At 66.2% G+C, this 14,261-nt stretch carries 17 protein-coding genes; 8 read left to right on the forward strand and 9 right to left on the reverse strand.

Annotation, left to right across the window (positions count from 1 at the left end; translation table 11 throughout):
* Nucleotides 1-52: 52 nt before the first annotated feature.
* The 5 genes from rpiB to C8J26_RS02235 all read left to right on the forward strand — a co-directional run bounded on the left by rpiB (nucleotide 53) and on the right by C8J26_RS02235 (nucleotide 3,802).
* Nucleotides 53-487 (forward strand): ribose 5-phosphate isomerase B, encoded by a 435-nt coding sequence (gene rpiB / locus C8J26_RS02215; protein ID WP_107956536.1) that lies wholly within the window; start codon nucleotides 53-55, stop codon nucleotides 485-487.
* Complete coding sequence (locus C8J26_RS02220) at nucleotides 484-1,794, forward strand: serine hydroxymethyltransferase (protein WP_107956537.1); 1,311 nt, start codon at nucleotides 484-486, stop codon at nucleotides 1,792-1,794. The genes rpiB and C8J26_RS02220 overlap by 4 nt, the downstream gene beginning before the upstream one ends.
* Before the next feature lie 5 nt (nucleotides 1,795-1,799).
* Complete coding sequence (locus C8J26_RS02225; protein WP_055882487.1) at nucleotides 1,800-1,979, forward strand: hypothetical protein; 180 nt, start codon at nucleotides 1,800-1,802, stop codon at nucleotides 1,977-1,979.
* Nucleotides 1,980-2,444, forward strand: coding sequence for a transcriptional regulator NrdR (gene nrdR, locus C8J26_RS02230; RefSeq protein WP_056412833.1), 465 nt, complete (start codon nucleotides 1,980-1,982; stop codon nucleotides 2,442-2,444). It begins immediately after the preceding gene.
* Between the two features lie 143 nt (nucleotides 2,445-2,587).
* A complete protein-coding gene (locus tag C8J26_RS02235) occupies nucleotides 2,588-3,802 on the forward strand; it encodes a TrmH family RNA methyltransferase (protein ID WP_107956538.1) in 1,215 nt (404 codons plus the stop codon).
* A 116-nt stretch (nucleotides 3,803-3,918) separates the two neighbouring features.
* Here C8J26_RS02235 and C8J26_RS02240 read toward each other — a convergent pair whose 3' ends face one another.
* Complete coding sequence (locus C8J26_RS02240; RefSeq protein ID WP_107956539.1) at nucleotides 3,919-4,218, reverse strand: chorismate mutase; 300 nt, start codon at nucleotides 4,216-4,218, stop codon at nucleotides 3,919-3,921.
* Between the two features lie 192 nt (nucleotides 4,219-4,410).
* Between C8J26_RS02240 and rpsD the strand changes: the two genes are divergently transcribed.
* The 3 genes from rpsD to C8J26_RS02255 all read left to right on the forward strand — a co-directional run bounded on the left by rpsD (nucleotide 4,411) and on the right by C8J26_RS02255 (nucleotide 7,913).
* Nucleotides 4,411-5,025: a 30S ribosomal protein S4 gene (rpsD, locus tag C8J26_RS02245; protein WP_056017869.1), complete on the forward strand. Its 615-nt coding sequence runs from the start codon at nucleotides 4,411-4,413 to the stop codon at nucleotides 5,023-5,025.
* A gap of 278 nt (nucleotides 5,026-5,303) precedes the next feature.
* Nucleotides 5,304-6,935: a M28 family peptidase gene (locus C8J26_RS02250; protein ID WP_107957022.1), complete on the forward strand. Its 1,632-nt coding sequence runs from the start codon at nucleotides 5,304-5,306 to the stop codon at nucleotides 6,933-6,935.
* Nucleotides 6,936-7,913, forward strand: coding sequence for an agmatine deiminase family protein (locus C8J26_RS02255; protein ID WP_107956540.1), 978 nt, complete (start codon nucleotides 6,936-6,938; stop codon nucleotides 7,911-7,913).
* Between the two features lie 245 nt (nucleotides 7,914-8,158).
* On the opposite strand, the gene C8J26_RS02260 is transcribed toward C8J26_RS02255, so the two are convergent.
* The 8 genes from C8J26_RS02260 to C8J26_RS02290 all read right to left on the reverse strand — a co-directional run bounded on the left by C8J26_RS02260 (nucleotide 8,159) and on the right by C8J26_RS02290 (nucleotide 14,260).
* Nucleotides 8,159-9,028, reverse strand: a complete 870-nt coding sequence (locus tag C8J26_RS02260) for a class I SAM-dependent methyltransferase (protein ID WP_107956541.1) — start codon at nucleotides 9,026-9,028, stop codon at nucleotides 8,159-8,161.
* Nucleotides 9,025-10,425 carry a threonine synthase gene (gene thrC / locus C8J26_RS02265; protein ID WP_107956542.1) on the reverse strand — a complete coding sequence of 467 codons (1,401 nt, stop codon included), beginning with the start codon at nucleotides 10,423-10,425 and terminating at the stop codon, nucleotides 9,025-9,027. Before thrC ends, C8J26_RS02260 begins: the two co-directional genes overlap by 4 nt.
* Nucleotides 10,426-10,435: 10 nt before the next feature.
* A complete protein-coding gene (locus tag C8J26_RS02270; RefSeq protein ID WP_341871488.1) occupies nucleotides 10,436-11,071 on the reverse strand; it encodes an SURF1 family cytochrome oxidase biogenesis protein in 636 nt (211 codons plus the stop codon).
* Entirely contained in the window at nucleotides 11,068-11,451 is a 384-nt protein-coding gene (locus tag C8J26_RS02275; RefSeq protein WP_107956543.1) for a DUF983 domain-containing protein, read from the reverse strand. The genes C8J26_RS02270 and C8J26_RS02275 overlap by 4 nt, the downstream gene beginning before the upstream one ends.
* Before the next feature lie 259 nt (nucleotides 11,452-11,710).
* Complete coding sequence (locus C8J26_RS02280) at nucleotides 11,711-12,637, reverse strand: cytochrome c oxidase subunit 3 (protein WP_107956544.1); 927 nt, start codon at nucleotides 12,635-12,637, stop codon at nucleotides 11,711-11,713.
* A gap of 29 nt (nucleotides 12,638-12,666) precedes the next feature.
* Nucleotides 12,667-13,218: a cytochrome c oxidase assembly protein gene (locus C8J26_RS02285; protein ID WP_056412810.1), complete on the reverse strand. Its 552-nt coding sequence runs from the start codon at nucleotides 13,216-13,218 to the stop codon at nucleotides 12,667-12,669.
* Nucleotides 13,218-13,364 (reverse strand): hypothetical protein, encoded by a 147-nt coding sequence (locus C8J26_RS20355; protein WP_165391695.1) that lies wholly within the window; start codon nucleotides 13,362-13,364, stop codon nucleotides 13,218-13,220. Before C8J26_RS20355 ends, C8J26_RS02285 begins: the two co-directional genes overlap by 1 nt.
* On the reverse strand, nucleotides 13,361-14,260 hold the full coding sequence (locus C8J26_RS02290) for a heme o synthase (RefSeq protein WP_107956545.1): 900 nt from the start codon (nucleotides 14,258-14,260) through the stop codon (nucleotides 13,361-13,363). The genes C8J26_RS20355 and C8J26_RS02290 overlap by 4 nt, the downstream gene beginning before the upstream one ends.
* Nucleotide 14,261: the final 1 nt, after the last annotated feature.

Below are 14,261 nucleotides of genomic sequence, written 5' to 3' on the forward strand. Positions count from 1 at the left end.
TCGGCTCGGTAAAGGGCTGGGCACCCGATCCCCCGTCACAGGATTACGCCAGGTGCGCATCGCCATCGCGTCCGATCACGCCGCCGTTTCGTTGAAAGCGGTGCTTGCCGCGTGGCTGCGCGAGGCAGGGCACGACGTGCTCGACCTTGGCCCCGAAGGCACCGCCAGCGTCGATTATCCCGATTACGGGTACACGCTCGCCTCGGCGATCGCCGATGGCAGCGCGGACCGCGGCATCGCGCTGTGCGGGTCGGGCATCGGCATCTCGATCGCCGCGAACCGCAATCCCGCCTGCCGCTGTGCGCTCGTCTCCGAGCCGCTGTCGGCGAGTCTTGCGCGCATCCATAACGACGCCAATGCCATCGCGATGGGCGCCCGCCTGATCGGCGAGGAAATGGCCAAGGCCTGCGTCGAAGCCTTCCTGACCGCCGATTTCGCCGGCGGCCGTCATCAACTCCGTGTCGACAAGCTAAAGGTCCCCGCATGAGCACCCAGCCCAATACGCTCCATGACGTCCAGCCGGACGGCTTCTTCACCCGCGGCCTCGCCGATGCCGATGCCGCCGTCTTCGCCGGCGTAGAGGCCGAGCTCGAGCGCGAGCAGACCCAGATCGAGCTGATCGCGTCCGAGAACATCGTCTCGAAGGCAGTGCTCGAGGCGCAGGGCTCGGTCTTCACCAACAAATATGCGGAAGGCTATCCGGGCAAGCGCTATTACCAGGGCTGCGCGCCGTCGGACACAGTCGAGACGCTCGCGATCGAGCGTGCCAAGCAGATCTTCGGCTGCGGGTTCGTCAACGTCCAGCCGCATTCGGGCGCGCAGGCGAACGGCGCGGTGATGCTCGCGCTGGTCAAGCCCGGCGACACCATCCTCGGCATGAGCCTCGATGCCGGCGGTCACCTGACGCACGGCGCCAAGCCCGCGCAGTCGGGCAAGTGGTTCAACGCGATCCAGTACGGCGTCGACGCGACCACGCACCTGATCGATTACGACGCGGTCGAGGCGCTGGCGGTCGAGCATCAGCCGAAGCTGATCATCGCAGGCGGCTCGGCCTATCCGCGCGTCATCGACTTCGCGCGCTTCCGGGAGATCGCGGACAAGGTCGGCGCGTATTTCATGGTCGACATGGCGCATTTCGCCGGGATCGTCGCCGCCGGGCTGCACCCGACGCCGTTCGGCCATGCGCATGTCGTCACCACCACCACGCACAAGACGCTGCGCGGTCCGCGCGGCGGCATGATCATGACGAATGACGAGGCCGTCGCGAAGAAGATCAACTCGGCGGTGTTCCCGGGTCTCCAGGGTGGGCCGCTCATGCATGTGATCGCGGCAAAGGCCGTCGCGTTCGGCGAGGCGCTCCAGCCCGACTTCAAGAGCTACATCGCCGCCGTCGTCGAGAATGCGAAGGTGCTCGCGGCGACGCTCAAGGAGCGCGGGTCCGACGTGGTTTCGGGCGGCACCGACACGCATCTGGCGTTGATCGACCTCACCCCGCTGGGTATCACCGGACGCGATGCGGACGAGGCGCTCGAGCGTGCGGGGATCACCTGCAACAAAAACGGCATCCCCAATGATCCGTTGCCGCCGATGAAGACCAGCGGCATCCGCGTCGGCAGCCCTGCCGGCACCACGCGCGGCTTCGGCCCGGCCGAATTCCGCGAGATCGGCAACATGGTCGCCGACGTGCTGGACGGGCTCGCGAAAAAGGGCGAGCATGGGGACCCGGAGGTCGAGGCGGACGTTCGGACGCGTGTTCGCACGCTGTGCGCACGCTTCCCGATCTATCAAGGATGATGAGCATGTCGAAGATCGACGAAATCCAGAACGACATCAAGGCGACCCCCGGCCTCGGCAAGAGCATGGCCAAGTGGAGCGCGCTCGGCGCAGTCGTGGCGATCCCGGTGCCGGTGATCGGCCCGATCTTCGGTGCGCTCGCAGGCGCGGGCTACGCCTACTACAAGGGCAAGAAGAAGGTCTGAATGCGCTGCCCCTTTTGCGGACATGAAGACAGCCAGGTAAAGGACAGCCGCCCCACCGAAGACGGGGCGGCGATCCGGCGCCGGCGCCAGTGCGAAGGCTGCGCCGCGCGTTTCACGACGTTCGAACGCATCCAGTTGCGCGAACTGTTCGTGTTGAAGAGTGAGGGCAGGCGTGAGCCATTCGACCGCGAGAAGCTGCTGCGGTCGCTGTCGATCGCGACGCGGAAACGGGCGATCGAGGCGGGGCGGATCGACAAGCTCGTGAGCGGGATCCAGCGCCGGCTCGAGACGCTGGGCGAGAACGACGTGACGTCGAAGCGGATCGGCGAAATGGTGATGGATGGGCTCAAGGGGCTCGATTCGGTCGCGTATATCCGGTTTGCGAGTGTGTACCGGGATTTTAGCGAGGCGAAGGACTTCGAGGCGTTTGCCGGGAGTGTCGAGGAGGTCGGGCGGGCGGAGTGATCGGGGCCCGCGAGTCGGTCCTTCGATCCGCGCCAGTGCTGGCCACATTGCGCACTTCACCTTATCGACATTGCCTCACCCCCTTCCGTTCGTCCTGAGTAGGGACTGAGCTTGGCGAAGGCCCGTATCGAAGGACAGGTTGCATGAGCTTTTACGCCTACATGCTACGCTGTTCCGACGGCAGTTATTATATTGGCCATACCGACGCGCTCGAACGCCGCATCGCGCAGCACCAGCTTGGCGAGTTTCCGGGATACACGCATAACCGGCGCCCGGTGACGCTCATTTGGTCGCAAGATTTCCCGAGCAGGATCGAAGCGCTGGGAGCCGAGCGCCAGCTAAAGGGATGGAGCCGCGCGAAGAAAGAAGCGTTGGCGGCGGGCAATTGGGAGGCGGTGCGCTTCCTCGCGCGCAAGTCCTTCGATACGGGTCTTCGGCTTCGCTCAGCCCCTACTCAGGACGAACGGGGTGGGGTGGAAGACCGGGGTGAATTGGCTGAGCACATCGACTTTGGTGAGCTTGGCGAGATTGGTGGATTTGGCGACGTGATTGACGAAAATATGACGCGTGCGGACATTACCGGCGACAGCGAGACGCTTTCGGACGGGGCCGGGATTGTCGGCGGCCCCACCCCACCCCCGGTGATCGTCCTGGTCCGCCCCCAGCTCGGCGAGAATATCGGCAAGGCCGCGCGTGCGATGCTCAATTTCGGGCTTGTCGAGATGCGCCTCGTATCCCCACGCGACGGCTGGCCCAACCCCTCCGCGGGCCCCGCCGCAAGCGGCGCAGGCATGGTCCTCCAGAACGCGCAGGTCTACGACAGCGTCGCGGCCGCCACTGCGGACTGCGCGCAGGTGTTCGCCACCACGGTGCGCAAGCGGGGCGTGACCAAGCCCGTCGTCACCCCCGAACAGGCCGCGACCGAGATCCACGCCGCGCCCGGCCGCTCCGCGATCCTGTTCGGGCCCGAGCGATCGGGCCTCGAGACCGACGACGTCGCGGTCGCGCGGACGATCATCACGGTGCCGATCAATCCGGAGTTCGGCTCGCTCAACCTTGCCCAGGCGGTGATTCTGGTCGCGTATGAATGGTCCAAGGGGCTGACCGCGGAGCGCGAACTCAGCCAGCCGTCGATCAACCCGATCATGCCGCCTGCGCCGCAGGAGGAGCTCGACGGGATGATCGGGCAGCTCGATACCATGCTGATGGGGGCGGGGTTCTTCTATCCGCCGGACAAGATCCAGACGACGCGGCGGACGCTGCGTACGCTGCTGACCAAGCCGGGCTGGTCGAGCCAGGAGATCCGGACGATGCGCGGCGTGCTGTCGTCGCTGGCGGGGAAGAAGCCCCGGGGTTGACCTGTGTCATCCTGGGCTCGACCCAGGATTCAGAGCCAGAGAGGGCGGCGTTTGGAGCTCTGGATCCTGGATCAAGTTCAGGATGACGGAGTGTGGGGAGGGGTCGGCGGGCCGCCTCAGCGCCGGTCGAACGTCGCCAGTTCATACGCAATCGACGCCTCGACCAGCCCTTCCCACAGATCCGCGATCGCCTCATCCGGCAACCCTAGCCGCGCGGCCTCGGCCCGCGCATTCTCGATCACCTGTGTCTTGCGCGCTTCGTCGCGCACATGCCCCCGCTCAGGTTTGATGCGTGCGGCGGCGTCCATATAGGCGAAGCGGCGCGCCAGCAGTGCGACGAGCTCGCGGTCGAGCGCGTCGACGCCCGCGCGGACCTCGGTCATAGTGGTGCAGTCGGGTCCGGATAGGATGGTCATGCCGCCTCTTGCCGAGCGGCCCGCATGCTGTCCAGCTTGACTCTGGCCCGCCCTCCGTCTAGGCGCCCGCCTTCGCAATGGCCCTGCACCCCGGTGAAGCGGTGGCCCTGCCTTGTCCGGACCCTTGGGTCTCACGACGACCAGCAGAGCGATACCGGGACCAACGTTGTTTGCATTTGCAAAGGTTATATTATGTCGAAGCGTCAAAGCGCGAAGTACAAACTCGATCGCCGTATGGGCGAGAATATCTGGGGTCGTCCCAAGTCGCCGGTCAACAAGCGCGAATACGGCCCGGGCCAGCACGGCCAGCGCCGCAAGGGTAAGGTTAGCGACTTCGGTATCCAGCTGCGCGCCAAGCAGAAGCTCAAGGGCTATTATGGCGACGTGACGGAGAAGCAGTTCCGCGCATGCTACCATGAGGCGGCTCGTCTGAAGGGCGATACCTCGCAGAACCTGATCGGCCTGCTCGAGCAGCGTCTCGACATGATCGTCTATCGCGCCAAGTTCGCGCCGACGATCTTCGCGGCGCGCCAGATCGTTTCGCACGGCCACATCCGCGTCAACGGTGTGAAGTGCAACATCGCCTCGCGTCGCTGCTTCGTCGGCGACGAGATCACGCTGGGTTCGAAGGCGCAGGAAATGGCGCTGGTGATGGAAGCGCAGAGCCTCGCCGAGCGCGAAATCCCCGATTATGTCGCTCCGGACGGCGCGGCCAAGGTTACCTTCACGCGCGTCCCGACGCTCGACGAAGTGCCTTACCCGGTGAAGATGGAACCGAATCTGGTCGTCGAGTTCTACTCGCGCTGATTTGATTTCCTCCCATTCGTCCTGAGTAGCCGTCGAGTAGCGGCGCAGCCGCGTATCGAGACGGCGTATCGAGGGATAGGTTGGCGCGTACCACCTGTGCTTCGATACGAGCCCTCGATACGGCGCCTTCGGCGCCTACTCGGTCTCTACTCAGCACGAACGGTAAGCTTGTGGAGGGCGGTCCCATTGGGGCCGCCCTTTTTCGTTGCGCCGTTTCGTTGCGTGGACAGGCGCGCGTACCGCTGCCAGAACCCGCGCAACTCATTGGGGAAATGACCATGCGCGCTGCCATCCTGTCTCTGTTGCTGCTCGGGACCGCTGCGTCCGCCCAAACGACCCCGGCGATCTCGGTCGAGACGCTCAAGACCGTCACGCAGGTGCTGTCGTCGGATGCGTATGAAGGCCGCGCGCCGACGACGCCCGCGGAGGCCAAGACGGTCGCGTATATCGTCGAGCGGATGAAGGCCGCGGGGCTCAAGCCCGGCAACAAGGGTCAGTGGACGCAGGACGTGCCGATGGTGCAGATCACCGCGGGCAACGTGCAGCCCTATGTCTTCTCCGGCGGCAAGGCCCCGGTCAGCCTGAACTTCCGCACCGACATGGTCGCGGGCACCTATCGCGTCGTGCCGAAGGTGTCGGTCGCGAACAGCGACGTCGTGTTCGTCGGCTACGGCATCACCGCGCCCGAAAAGGGCTGGGACGATTATGCGGGCACCGACGTGAAGGGGAAGACCGTCGTCATCCTGATCAACGACGCCGATTGGCAGACGATGTCGCGTGAGGGGCCGTTCGAGGGCCGCGCGATGACCTGGTACGGGCGCTGGCCGTACAAGTTCGAGAACGCCGCCAAGCACGGCGCGGCGGCGGCGATCATCGTCCATGATACCGAGCCGGCGGCGTATCCGTGGGCAGTGGTGCAGTCGTCCTGGACCGGGCCGCAGCTCGAACTGGACGAGAAGGGCGATCATCTCGACCAGTCGCAGATCGTCGGCTGGATGCAGAAGGCGTCTGCCGAGCGCGTATTCGCGAGCGCGGGCAAGGATTATGCGACGCTGGCGGCGGCGGCGAAGGTGAAGGGGTTCAAGGCCGTGCCGCTCGGGCTGAAGTTCGGCGGCGGGTTCACCAACACGATCAAGCGCCAGGCGTCGAAGAACGTCATCGGTGTGTTGCCGGGCAAGACTGCGCCGAACGACTATGTGCTGTATTCGGCGCATTGGGATCATCTCGGGCGCTGCGACGCGGTGGAGGGCGACGATATCTGCAACGGCGCTGCGGACAACGCGACGGGTATCGCCGGGCTGGTCGCGCTGGCCGAGGCGCAGGTGAAGGCGGGGCCCGCCAAGCGCTCGATCGCGTTCCTCGCGGTGACGGCGGAGGAATCCGGGCTGCTCGGCTCGCGCTATTATGCCGAGCATCCGATCTACCCGCTGGCGCACACCGTGGGCGGCGTGAACATGGACGTGCTGAACGTCGACGGTCGCGCGAAGGACTTCGTGCTGGCCGGCGCGGGCAAGTCTGAGATCGAGGATCTGGTGAAGCCGTTCGTCGCCGCCGAGGGCCGCGTGATCGGGGTCGAGGCGAACCTGGAACGCGGCGGCTATTACCGGTCGGATCATTTCAGCTTTGCCAAGCTGGGCGTGCCGATGCTGGATGGCGGCAGCGGCGAGGATCTGATCGTCGGTGGGACGGCGGCGGGGCATGCCGCGCGCGAGGACTATGTCGCGCACCGCTATCACAAGCCCGCGGACGAATATGACGCGAAGTGGGACTGGTCGGGCGCGGTCGAGGATCTGGGGATCTATTACGGTCTCGGGCGCAAGCTCGCGGACGATACCAGTCTGTGGCCGAACTGGTATAAGAGCGCCGAATTCCGCGGCATTCGTGACCGCGATCGCGCAGGAGCCAAGTAAGTGACCACGACTACCGCCGTCTCGACCCCAGCCGAATGGGCGCACCACAAGGCCGTCTGGATCGGCTTTCCGAGCCATGCGGACCTGTGGCTCGACGATCTGGAACCCGCGCGCGACGAGGTCGTCGCGTTCGCCAGGGCGGTGCATGCCGAGGGCCGCGGCGAGACCGTGATCCTGGTCGCGGCGGACGTCGGGTCGGCGACCACCGCCAAGCGGCTCGCGCCGTTCGCGGAGGTGGTGGTCGAGCCGTTCGGCGACATCTGGCTGCGCGACACCGCCCCGATCATCGTCGCCGACGGCAGCGCGCGGGACTTCCAGTTCAACGGCTGGGGCGGAAAATATGACCTGCCGGGTGACGACACGATCGGGCAGCGGCTGGCGGCGAGCCGGCACAAGCAGGTCGAGACGTGTGCGTGGGTGCTCGAAGGGGGCGCGATCGATGGCGATGGCACCGGGACGGTCGTCACGACCCAGCAGTGCCTGCTCAACCGGAACCGCAATCCGTCGTTGACCAAGGAAGAGATCGAGGCGCGGCTGGCGTCGGATCTCGGCTACACGCGCGTCGTCTGGCTGGGGGACGGGCTGGTCAACGATCACACCGACGGCCATGTCGACAACCTCGCGCGGTTTGTCGGCGAGGGACGTGTGGCGATCCCGCAGGCGGCCGACAATGATCCGAACTGGCAGGTGTACCAGAATGCCGCGCGTGATGCTGCGGCAGCCGGGCTGACGGTCGTGACGATCCCGTCGCCGGGCCGCGTGCTGCGCGACGAGGAGGTCGTGCCGGCGAGCTACATGAACTTCTATATCGGCAATGCCGCGGTGGTGGTGCCGTTGTACGGGGCCGAGAACGACCAGGCGGCGGTGGTGGCGATCCAGGCGCTGTTCCCGGACCGCGAGGTCGTGGGCCAGCGCGCGGATCATATCTTGACGGGCGGCGGGAGCTTCCACTGCATCTCGCAGCAGATTCCGGGGTAAACGTCTCTTTTGTTCCCCCGCGAAAGCGGGGGGCCAGGGTTGCAAGCGGTATCGTTCCTGGCGCCTGGACCCCCGCCTTCGCGGGGGAACGGCGGGCTAGCGTGGATCTCTATCGTTTCACAAACCACCACCCCGGCGAAGGCCGAGGCCCAATTGGGGGACGTAGCAAACGGAGGACCGCCCTTCGTTACGCCGACCTCTCCAATTGGGCCCCGGCCCTCGCCGGGGTGGAAGCTGGAGCGGCCTCAGCGGCTCCAGCGGGCCCAGATCGCGGTCGGCAGCGTCAGGCCGCGCGCTTCCTCGCGGACGCCGAGTTCGCCTACTTCGACCTTGCCGGGCAAATCCGCGAACACCTGGTTGAGCAGCTCGCCGATCGCCAGCGCGGACATCCGCACTGCGTAGACCGTCAGGAACAGGAACCGCGAATTCTCGTCGAGCAGCTTGCGGCAATCGGCGATCAGCTTGGGCAGGTCTTCCTCGAGCCGCCACACCTCGCCCTCCGGCCCGCGACCATATTTCGGCGGGTCGAGCAAAATTCCGTCATACCGCCGCCCGCGGCGAACCTCGCGCGCGACAAACTTCGCCGCGTCGTCGGTCATCCAGCGGATCGGCGCGTCGGCCATGCCCGACAGCTTGGCGTTGGCCTTGGCCGCCTCGACCGATTTCTTCGACGCATCGACGTGCACCATGCGGACGCCCTTGGTCGCCATCGCGAGCGTGCCGACGCCGGTATAGCCGAACAGGTTCATGCACTCGGGCGAGTCGAGCCCCGCCACGCGTTCGCGCATCCAGCTCCACACCGGTGCCATGTCGGGGAAGAAGCCGAGATGGCGGAACGGGGTGGTCTGTGCGGTGTAGGACACCTCGTTCCACTTGAGCGTCCAGCCCTCGCGGGGGACGGGTTCCGAAAATTCCCAGCGGCCGCCGCCGTCCTCGTCGGAGCCGGGGACGAATTCGCCCTGCGCCGTCCAGTTGGTCGAGGCGGGGGCCCACATCGCCTGCGGTTCGGGGCGGATGAAGCGGAAGCGGCCATAGCGTTCGAGCTTCTTGCCGTGGCCTGAATCGATCAGGCCGTAATCCGCCCAGGGTTCGCCGATGAGTGTGTGCAGCTTCATGCCGACGGCCTCGCCCGCTCGGTGATATAGGCGGTGATCGCGTCGAACGTGGCGGGGAGCGTCGCGTAGCGTTCCTCGCGGTCGAACAGGTCGCCGACGCGGGTGGGGAGCGAGGGCCGCACGCCCGTCGCGCGCTCTACTGCGTCGCCGAACTTGGCGGGATGCGCCGTCGCGAGCGTCACGATGGGAACGCCCGCCGGCACGTCGAGGCGCAGCGCGGCGGCGAGGCCGATCGCGGTGTGCGGGTCGATCACCTGCCCCGCATGCTCGTGCGCCCAGCGCATCGCGAGCGTCATGTCGTCGAGGTCGACGCGGTCGCTCTGGAAGAGCGCCGCGGCCCCTTCGGACTGCGCGTTCGTCAGCCGCATCGCACCCGACGATTCGAAGCCAGCCATCTGCGTAGCGAGCGCCGCGCCATCGCGGTCGCCGAGGTCGAACAGGAGCCGTTCGAAGTTGGAGCTGACCTGGATGTCCATCGACGGGGTCGGGGTCTGCTGGACGCCCCCCTTCGAATAATCGCCCGTGCTCAGCGCGCGGTGGAGGATGTCGTTGACGTTGGTCGCGACGACCAGCTTGGCAACGGGGAGGCCCATCCGCGCGGCGACATAGCCTGCGAACACGTCGCCGAAATTGCCGGTCGGGACCGCGAACGCGACCTCGCGATCGGGCGCGCCGAGGCGGACCGCGGCGTAGAAGAAATACACCACCTGCGCCATCAGCCGGGCCCAGTTGATCGAGTTCACCGCCGACAGCGCGAACTTGGTCGAGAAAGCGCGGTCGTTGAACATCGCCTTTACGAGCGCCTGCGCGTCGTCGAAGCTGCCTTCGATCGCGATGTTGTAGACGTTGGGGCTGAGCACCGTGGTCATCTGACGACGTTGCACGTCGGAGATGCGGCCGACGGGGTGGAGCATGAAGATGTCGATGCCCTCGCGCCCCGCGACCGCGTCGATCGCGGCCGAGCCGGTGTCGCCGCTGGTCGCGCCGACGATCGTCAGGCGCTTGTCGGTGCCCGCGAGGAAGCGTTCGAAGAAGAGCCCGAGCAGCTGGAGCGCGACGTCCTTGAACGCGAGCGTCGGGCCGTGGAACAGCTCGAGCAGCCACTGGTCGTGATCGAGCTGCACGAGCGGGACGACCGCGGCGTGCGAGAAACGGCCATAGGCCTGGTCGCAGAGCGCCTTGAGTTCCTCGCGCGTCATCGCGTCGCCGACGAACGGCGCCATCACCGCGACCGCGGTGTCGACATAGGAGAGGCCGGCGAGCGCCGCGATCTCGTCGCGGGTCATCGTCGGCCAGGCGTCGGGCAGGTACAGGCCGCCGTCGGAGGCGAGGCCGGCGAGCGTCGCGGCTTCGAAATCGAGGACGGGGGCGGAACCGCGGGTGCTGATGTAACGCATGGCCAGCCGGTTAGCGGGACGAGGCTTTCGACACAAGGTTGCGCCGCTTGGCTATCGCAAGGACATAAATGATCGCGGCAATGGCGGCGAAGAAGAACCACTGCCCGGCATAAGCGAGGTGGTTGTTCGGGACCGACGCGATGTCGGGTCGGCCGTTTGGCGAAAGGCCCGCTTGCGGAGTGTCGGCGACCAGCATCAGGCGCTGCGGCGTGTGATCGAACAGCGATCCGATCAGCGAGCGGCCGTCGGGCGCGTGGCTTATGAACCCCGAGACTTCGCCACCCGCCCAGGCGATCTTCGCCATCGGATCGCGCGTGGTGCCGAGCTGGACGATCATGCCGGGTCCTTCGGCGCCGGTCCGGCACTGCGCGATCGCGCGGAAACCGGATTTGCCTGCGCCGGCGAGCGTGATGGCGGTCGGTTGGAGGCAAAGGCCCGAGGCGCGGCGGAACAGGAGCGTCTCGTCGGGGAGGCGCGGGAACGCCATCGGCGGCTTGGCGGGGTTGGCGGCAAGCTGCGCGAGGAACGCCTCCTTTTTCGGGAGCCGGTCGAGGAGTTGCCACAGGCCGAGCCCGATCATCGCCGCGATCGCGAGCGTGACGAGGATCGTCGGGATGACGGGAATGCGCGGCGAGGGACGTGTCACGGTTCGATTTTGCCCTCGCGCGCTGCGTTGCGATATTCGGCGGACATCAGCGCACCCTTCGCGGCGCGCAGCGACAGGACCACGCCGCCCGCGGTGAAGGGGATCCAGATCAGCATGTGCAGCCAGAGCGGGGGGTGAACCTTGAGCTCCAGCGTGATCGCGAGCGCGACGACGACCGCGCCGAGAATCAGCGTCAGGAACGCGGCGGGGCCGTCGCCGACGTTGAACTTGCTAAAGTCCAGGCCGCAGTTCGGGCAGCGGTCGGCGAAGTTGGACCATTTCGCGAAGAGGGTGGGCTTGCCGCAGCGCGGGCACAGCCCTTTGAGTGCGACCTGCGCGATCGTGGGGGCGGTGGCGAGCGGGTAGGGGTCTTGCGTCATGCTGTCAGATCTCCCTTCGCTTGTATCCCCGCGAAGGCGGGGACCCAGACTGGGCTCTCGCCTTCGCGGGAGAACAGGAGGCGGGCGCTACATTTGGCTCGCGGCAGTGGCTTACCAGCAAAGGCCGCCACCCCGGCGAAGGCCGGGGCCCAGTTGGGCGACGTTGCTAACGGAGGACAGCGCTTCGTTACTGCGACCTCGCCAACTGGGCCCCGGCCTGCGCCGGGGTGGTGGCTTGAGATTGTGGAACCGTAAAAGCTCAACCGCCGTGAACAGGGGCGCCCCAGCCGCCCCAGACATAGACGGTGACGAACAGGAACAGCCACACGACGTCGACGAAATGCCAGTACCAAGCCGCCGCCTCGAAGCCGAAATGCTGGCGCGGGGTGAAGTCGCCGCGATAGGCGCGGACGAGGCAGACGATCAGGAAGATCGTGCCGATCAGAACATGGAAGCCGTGGAAGCCGGTCGCCATGAAGAACGCCGCGCCATAGTTGATTCCCTTGAACGGGAACGGCGCGTGGACATACTCATACGCCTGGATCGAGCTGAACAGCACGCCAAGGATTACCGTCAGCCACAGCCCCTTGAGAACGCCATCGCGGTTGCCGACGCCGATCATCCCCCAGAGCCCGGTCTTCTCGCCGCCGCGCTGGTTGTGGATCAGCGCATGGTGCGCCCAGGTCACGGTGGTGCCCGAGGTGAGCAGGATCAGCGTGTTGAGCAGCGGCAGCTCGAACGGGTTGATGACCGTCAGGCCCTTGGGTGGCCACTGCGCGATCATCGCCGCACCGCCTTCGACCGCGCGCGTGACGCTGCCATCGGCATAGGTCATCGCGGTCGGGAACAGCGAGAAGTCGAAGAACGCCCAGAACCAGCCGACGAAGAACATCACCTCGGAGGCGATGAACAGGATCATGCCGTAGCGGAAATGCAGCTGGACAACGGGGGTATGATCGCCCGCATGCGCTTCCTTGATGACCTGCGCCCACCAGCTGTAGAACGTGAACAGCAGCCCGGCGAGGCCGATGAAGAAGATCCAGCCGCCGCCATTGGGCTTGTCGATATGGCCGCCGTGCATCCACATGATGCCGCCGACCGCCATGATCAGCGCGGACATCGATCCGACCAGCGGCCAGACGCTGGGTGGCAGGATGTGATAATCGTGGTTCTTAGCGCCGGCCATGGAACTCCCCTATTCTCTTTGCGCCCGTCCTAGCTTGCGTTTTTCGCGGAATCCACCGGGTAAAACGTATAGCTGAGCGTGATCGTCTGGATGTCTGCCGCGTCCGGATCGCTCAGGATCTTCGGATCGACGAAAAAGATCACCGGCATCCGCGCGGTCTCGCCGGGCTTGAGCGTCTGCTGCGTGAAGCAGAAACACTGGATCTTGGTGAAATACTTGCCCGCCTGCGCAGGCTGGACGTTGAACGTCGCGGTGCCGGTGAGCGGTTTGGTCGAGGTGTTCGTGGCGGTGAAGAACGCCATGTCGCGCGCACCGATCGCGATCGTGTCCGAGCGATTCTCGGGGGTGAACTTCCAAGGCAGCTTGGGGCTGACATTGGTGTCGAAATCTACCCGGATCTGGTGATCGACCGCGCCGGGGGCGACCAGTCCGCGCTGCGTGGTGCCGTTGAGACCGGTGACCGAACAGAACAGGCGGTAGAGCGGCACGCTCGCCCAGGCGAGCCCGGTCATGAAACAGATGAAGAGCACCGCGAGCGCCGCGGTGCGATTGGTGCGCGACATGGCCTTCCAGCCGGCCATCAGTGCGGCATGCCCGCGCGGATCTTGGCGATCGAGACGGCGAAGATCAGGATGACGAACGCGCCGAGCAACAGCGCCATCACGCGCGCACGCCCACGTTGGCGGCTGCGGATCAGGTCGGCCTGGTTGGGCTCCAGGGGCGTCATGCGAACCACCGGTCGACGACCAGAGCGCCGAACATCACGAACAGATACAGGATCGAGTATTTGAACAAGGCCTTCTCCGGTTTCATCGCATCGTCGGCATGCGTGGTACGTTTGGCGACACGGACGGCGAGCAGCGCGAACCAGCCGGTCAGCAGCACCGCTGCGATGCCGTAGATCGGCCCCGTCAGCCCGAGCGGCCAGGGCAGGATCGCGACCGCGGCCATTGGGATCGTGTAAAGCCCGATCTGCGTCCGCGTGGTGCGCTCTCCCGAGACGACCGGGAGCATCGGCACGCCAGCGGCGGCGTAATCGCTCTTCATGAACAGCGCGAGCGCCCAGAAATGCGGGGGCGTCCACAGGAACACGAACAGGAACAGCAGCACGGGTAGCAGCGCGACGTCGCCGGTCGCCGCGGCCCAGCCGATCAGCGGCGGGAACGCGCCCGCGGCACCGCCGATGACGATGTTCTGCGGCGTGCGGCGCTTGAGCCAGACGGTGTACACCAGCACGTAGAACAGGATCGAGACGGTCAGGATCGCGGCCGCGACGAGGTTCACCGCGACGCCCATGAACAGCACCGAGAACGCGCCGAGCCCGACGCCGAAATGGAGTGCAGCCTGGCGGTCCATACGGCCATCGGGAAGCGGACGCTTCGCGGTGCGACGCATCACGGCGTCGATATCCGATTCATACCACTGGTTGAGCGCGCCGGCGGCGCCTGCGCCGAGCGCAATGCACAGGATCGCGGTGAAGCCGATCACCGGATGTACGCCGACAGGCGCGGCGAGCATGCCGCACAGACCGGTGAAGACGACGAGCGTCATCACGCGCGGCTTCGTCAACGCAAGGAAATCGCGCCAATGCGCCGGTGGAAGAAGGGGGGTGGCAGGAGTCATG

Source organism: Sphingomonas aurantiaca, assembly GCF_003050705.1.
GTDB classification, from domain to species: domain Bacteria; phylum Pseudomonadota; class Alphaproteobacteria; order Sphingomonadales; family Sphingomonadaceae; genus Sphingomonas; species Sphingomonas aurantiaca.

Coding starts and splice junctions, on each gene's coding strand:
- C8J26_RS02220 (WP_107956537.1), top strand. CDS start 484: ATGAGCACCCAGCCCAATACGCTCCATGACGTCCAGCCGGACGGCTTC.
- C8J26_RS02225 (WP_055882487.1), top strand. CDS start 1,800: ATGTCGAAGATCGACGAAATCCAGAACGACATCAAGGCGACCCCCGGC.
- nrdR (WP_056412833.1), top strand. CDS start 1,980: ATGCGCTGCCCCTTTTGCGGACATGAAGACAGCCAGGTAAAGGACAGC.
- C8J26_RS02235 (WP_107956538.1), top strand. CDS start 2,588: ATGAGCTTTTACGCCTACATGCTACGCTGTTCCGACGGCAGTTATTAT.
- C8J26_RS02240 (WP_107956539.1), bottom strand. CDS start 4,218: ATGACCATCCTATCCGGACCCGACTGCACCACTATGACCGAGGTCCGC.
- rpsD (WP_056017869.1), top strand. CDS start 4,411: ATGTCGAAGCGTCAAAGCGCGAAGTACAAACTCGATCGCCGTATGGGC.
- C8J26_RS02250 (WP_107957022.1), top strand. CDS start 5,304: ATGCGCGCTGCCATCCTGTCTCTGTTGCTGCTCGGGACCGCTGCGTCC.
- C8J26_RS02260 (WP_107956541.1), bottom strand. CDS start 9,028: ATGAAGCTGCACACACTCATCGGCGAACCCTGGGCGGATTACGGCCTG.
- thrC (WP_107956542.1), bottom strand. CDS start 10,425: ATGCGTTACATCAGCACCCGCGGTTCCGCCCCCGTCCTCGATTTCGAA.
- C8J26_RS02275 (WP_107956543.1), bottom strand. CDS start 11,451: ATGACGCAAGACCCCTACCCGCTCGCCACCGCCCCCACGATCGCGCAG.
- C8J26_RS02280 (WP_107956544.1), bottom strand. CDS start 12,637: ATGGCCGGCGCTAAGAACCACGATTATCACATCCTGCCACCCAGCGTC.
- C8J26_RS02285 (WP_056412810.1), bottom strand. CDS start 13,218: ATGGCCGGCTGGAAGGCCATGTCGCGCACCAATCGCACCGCGGCGCTC.
- C8J26_RS20355 (WP_165391695.1), bottom strand. CDS start 13,364: ATGACGCCCCTGGAGCCCAACCAGGCCGACCTGATCCGCAGCCGCCAA.
- C8J26_RS02290 (WP_107956545.1), bottom strand. CDS start 14,260: ATGACTCCTGCCACCCCCCTTCTTCCACCGGCGCATTGGCGCGATTTC.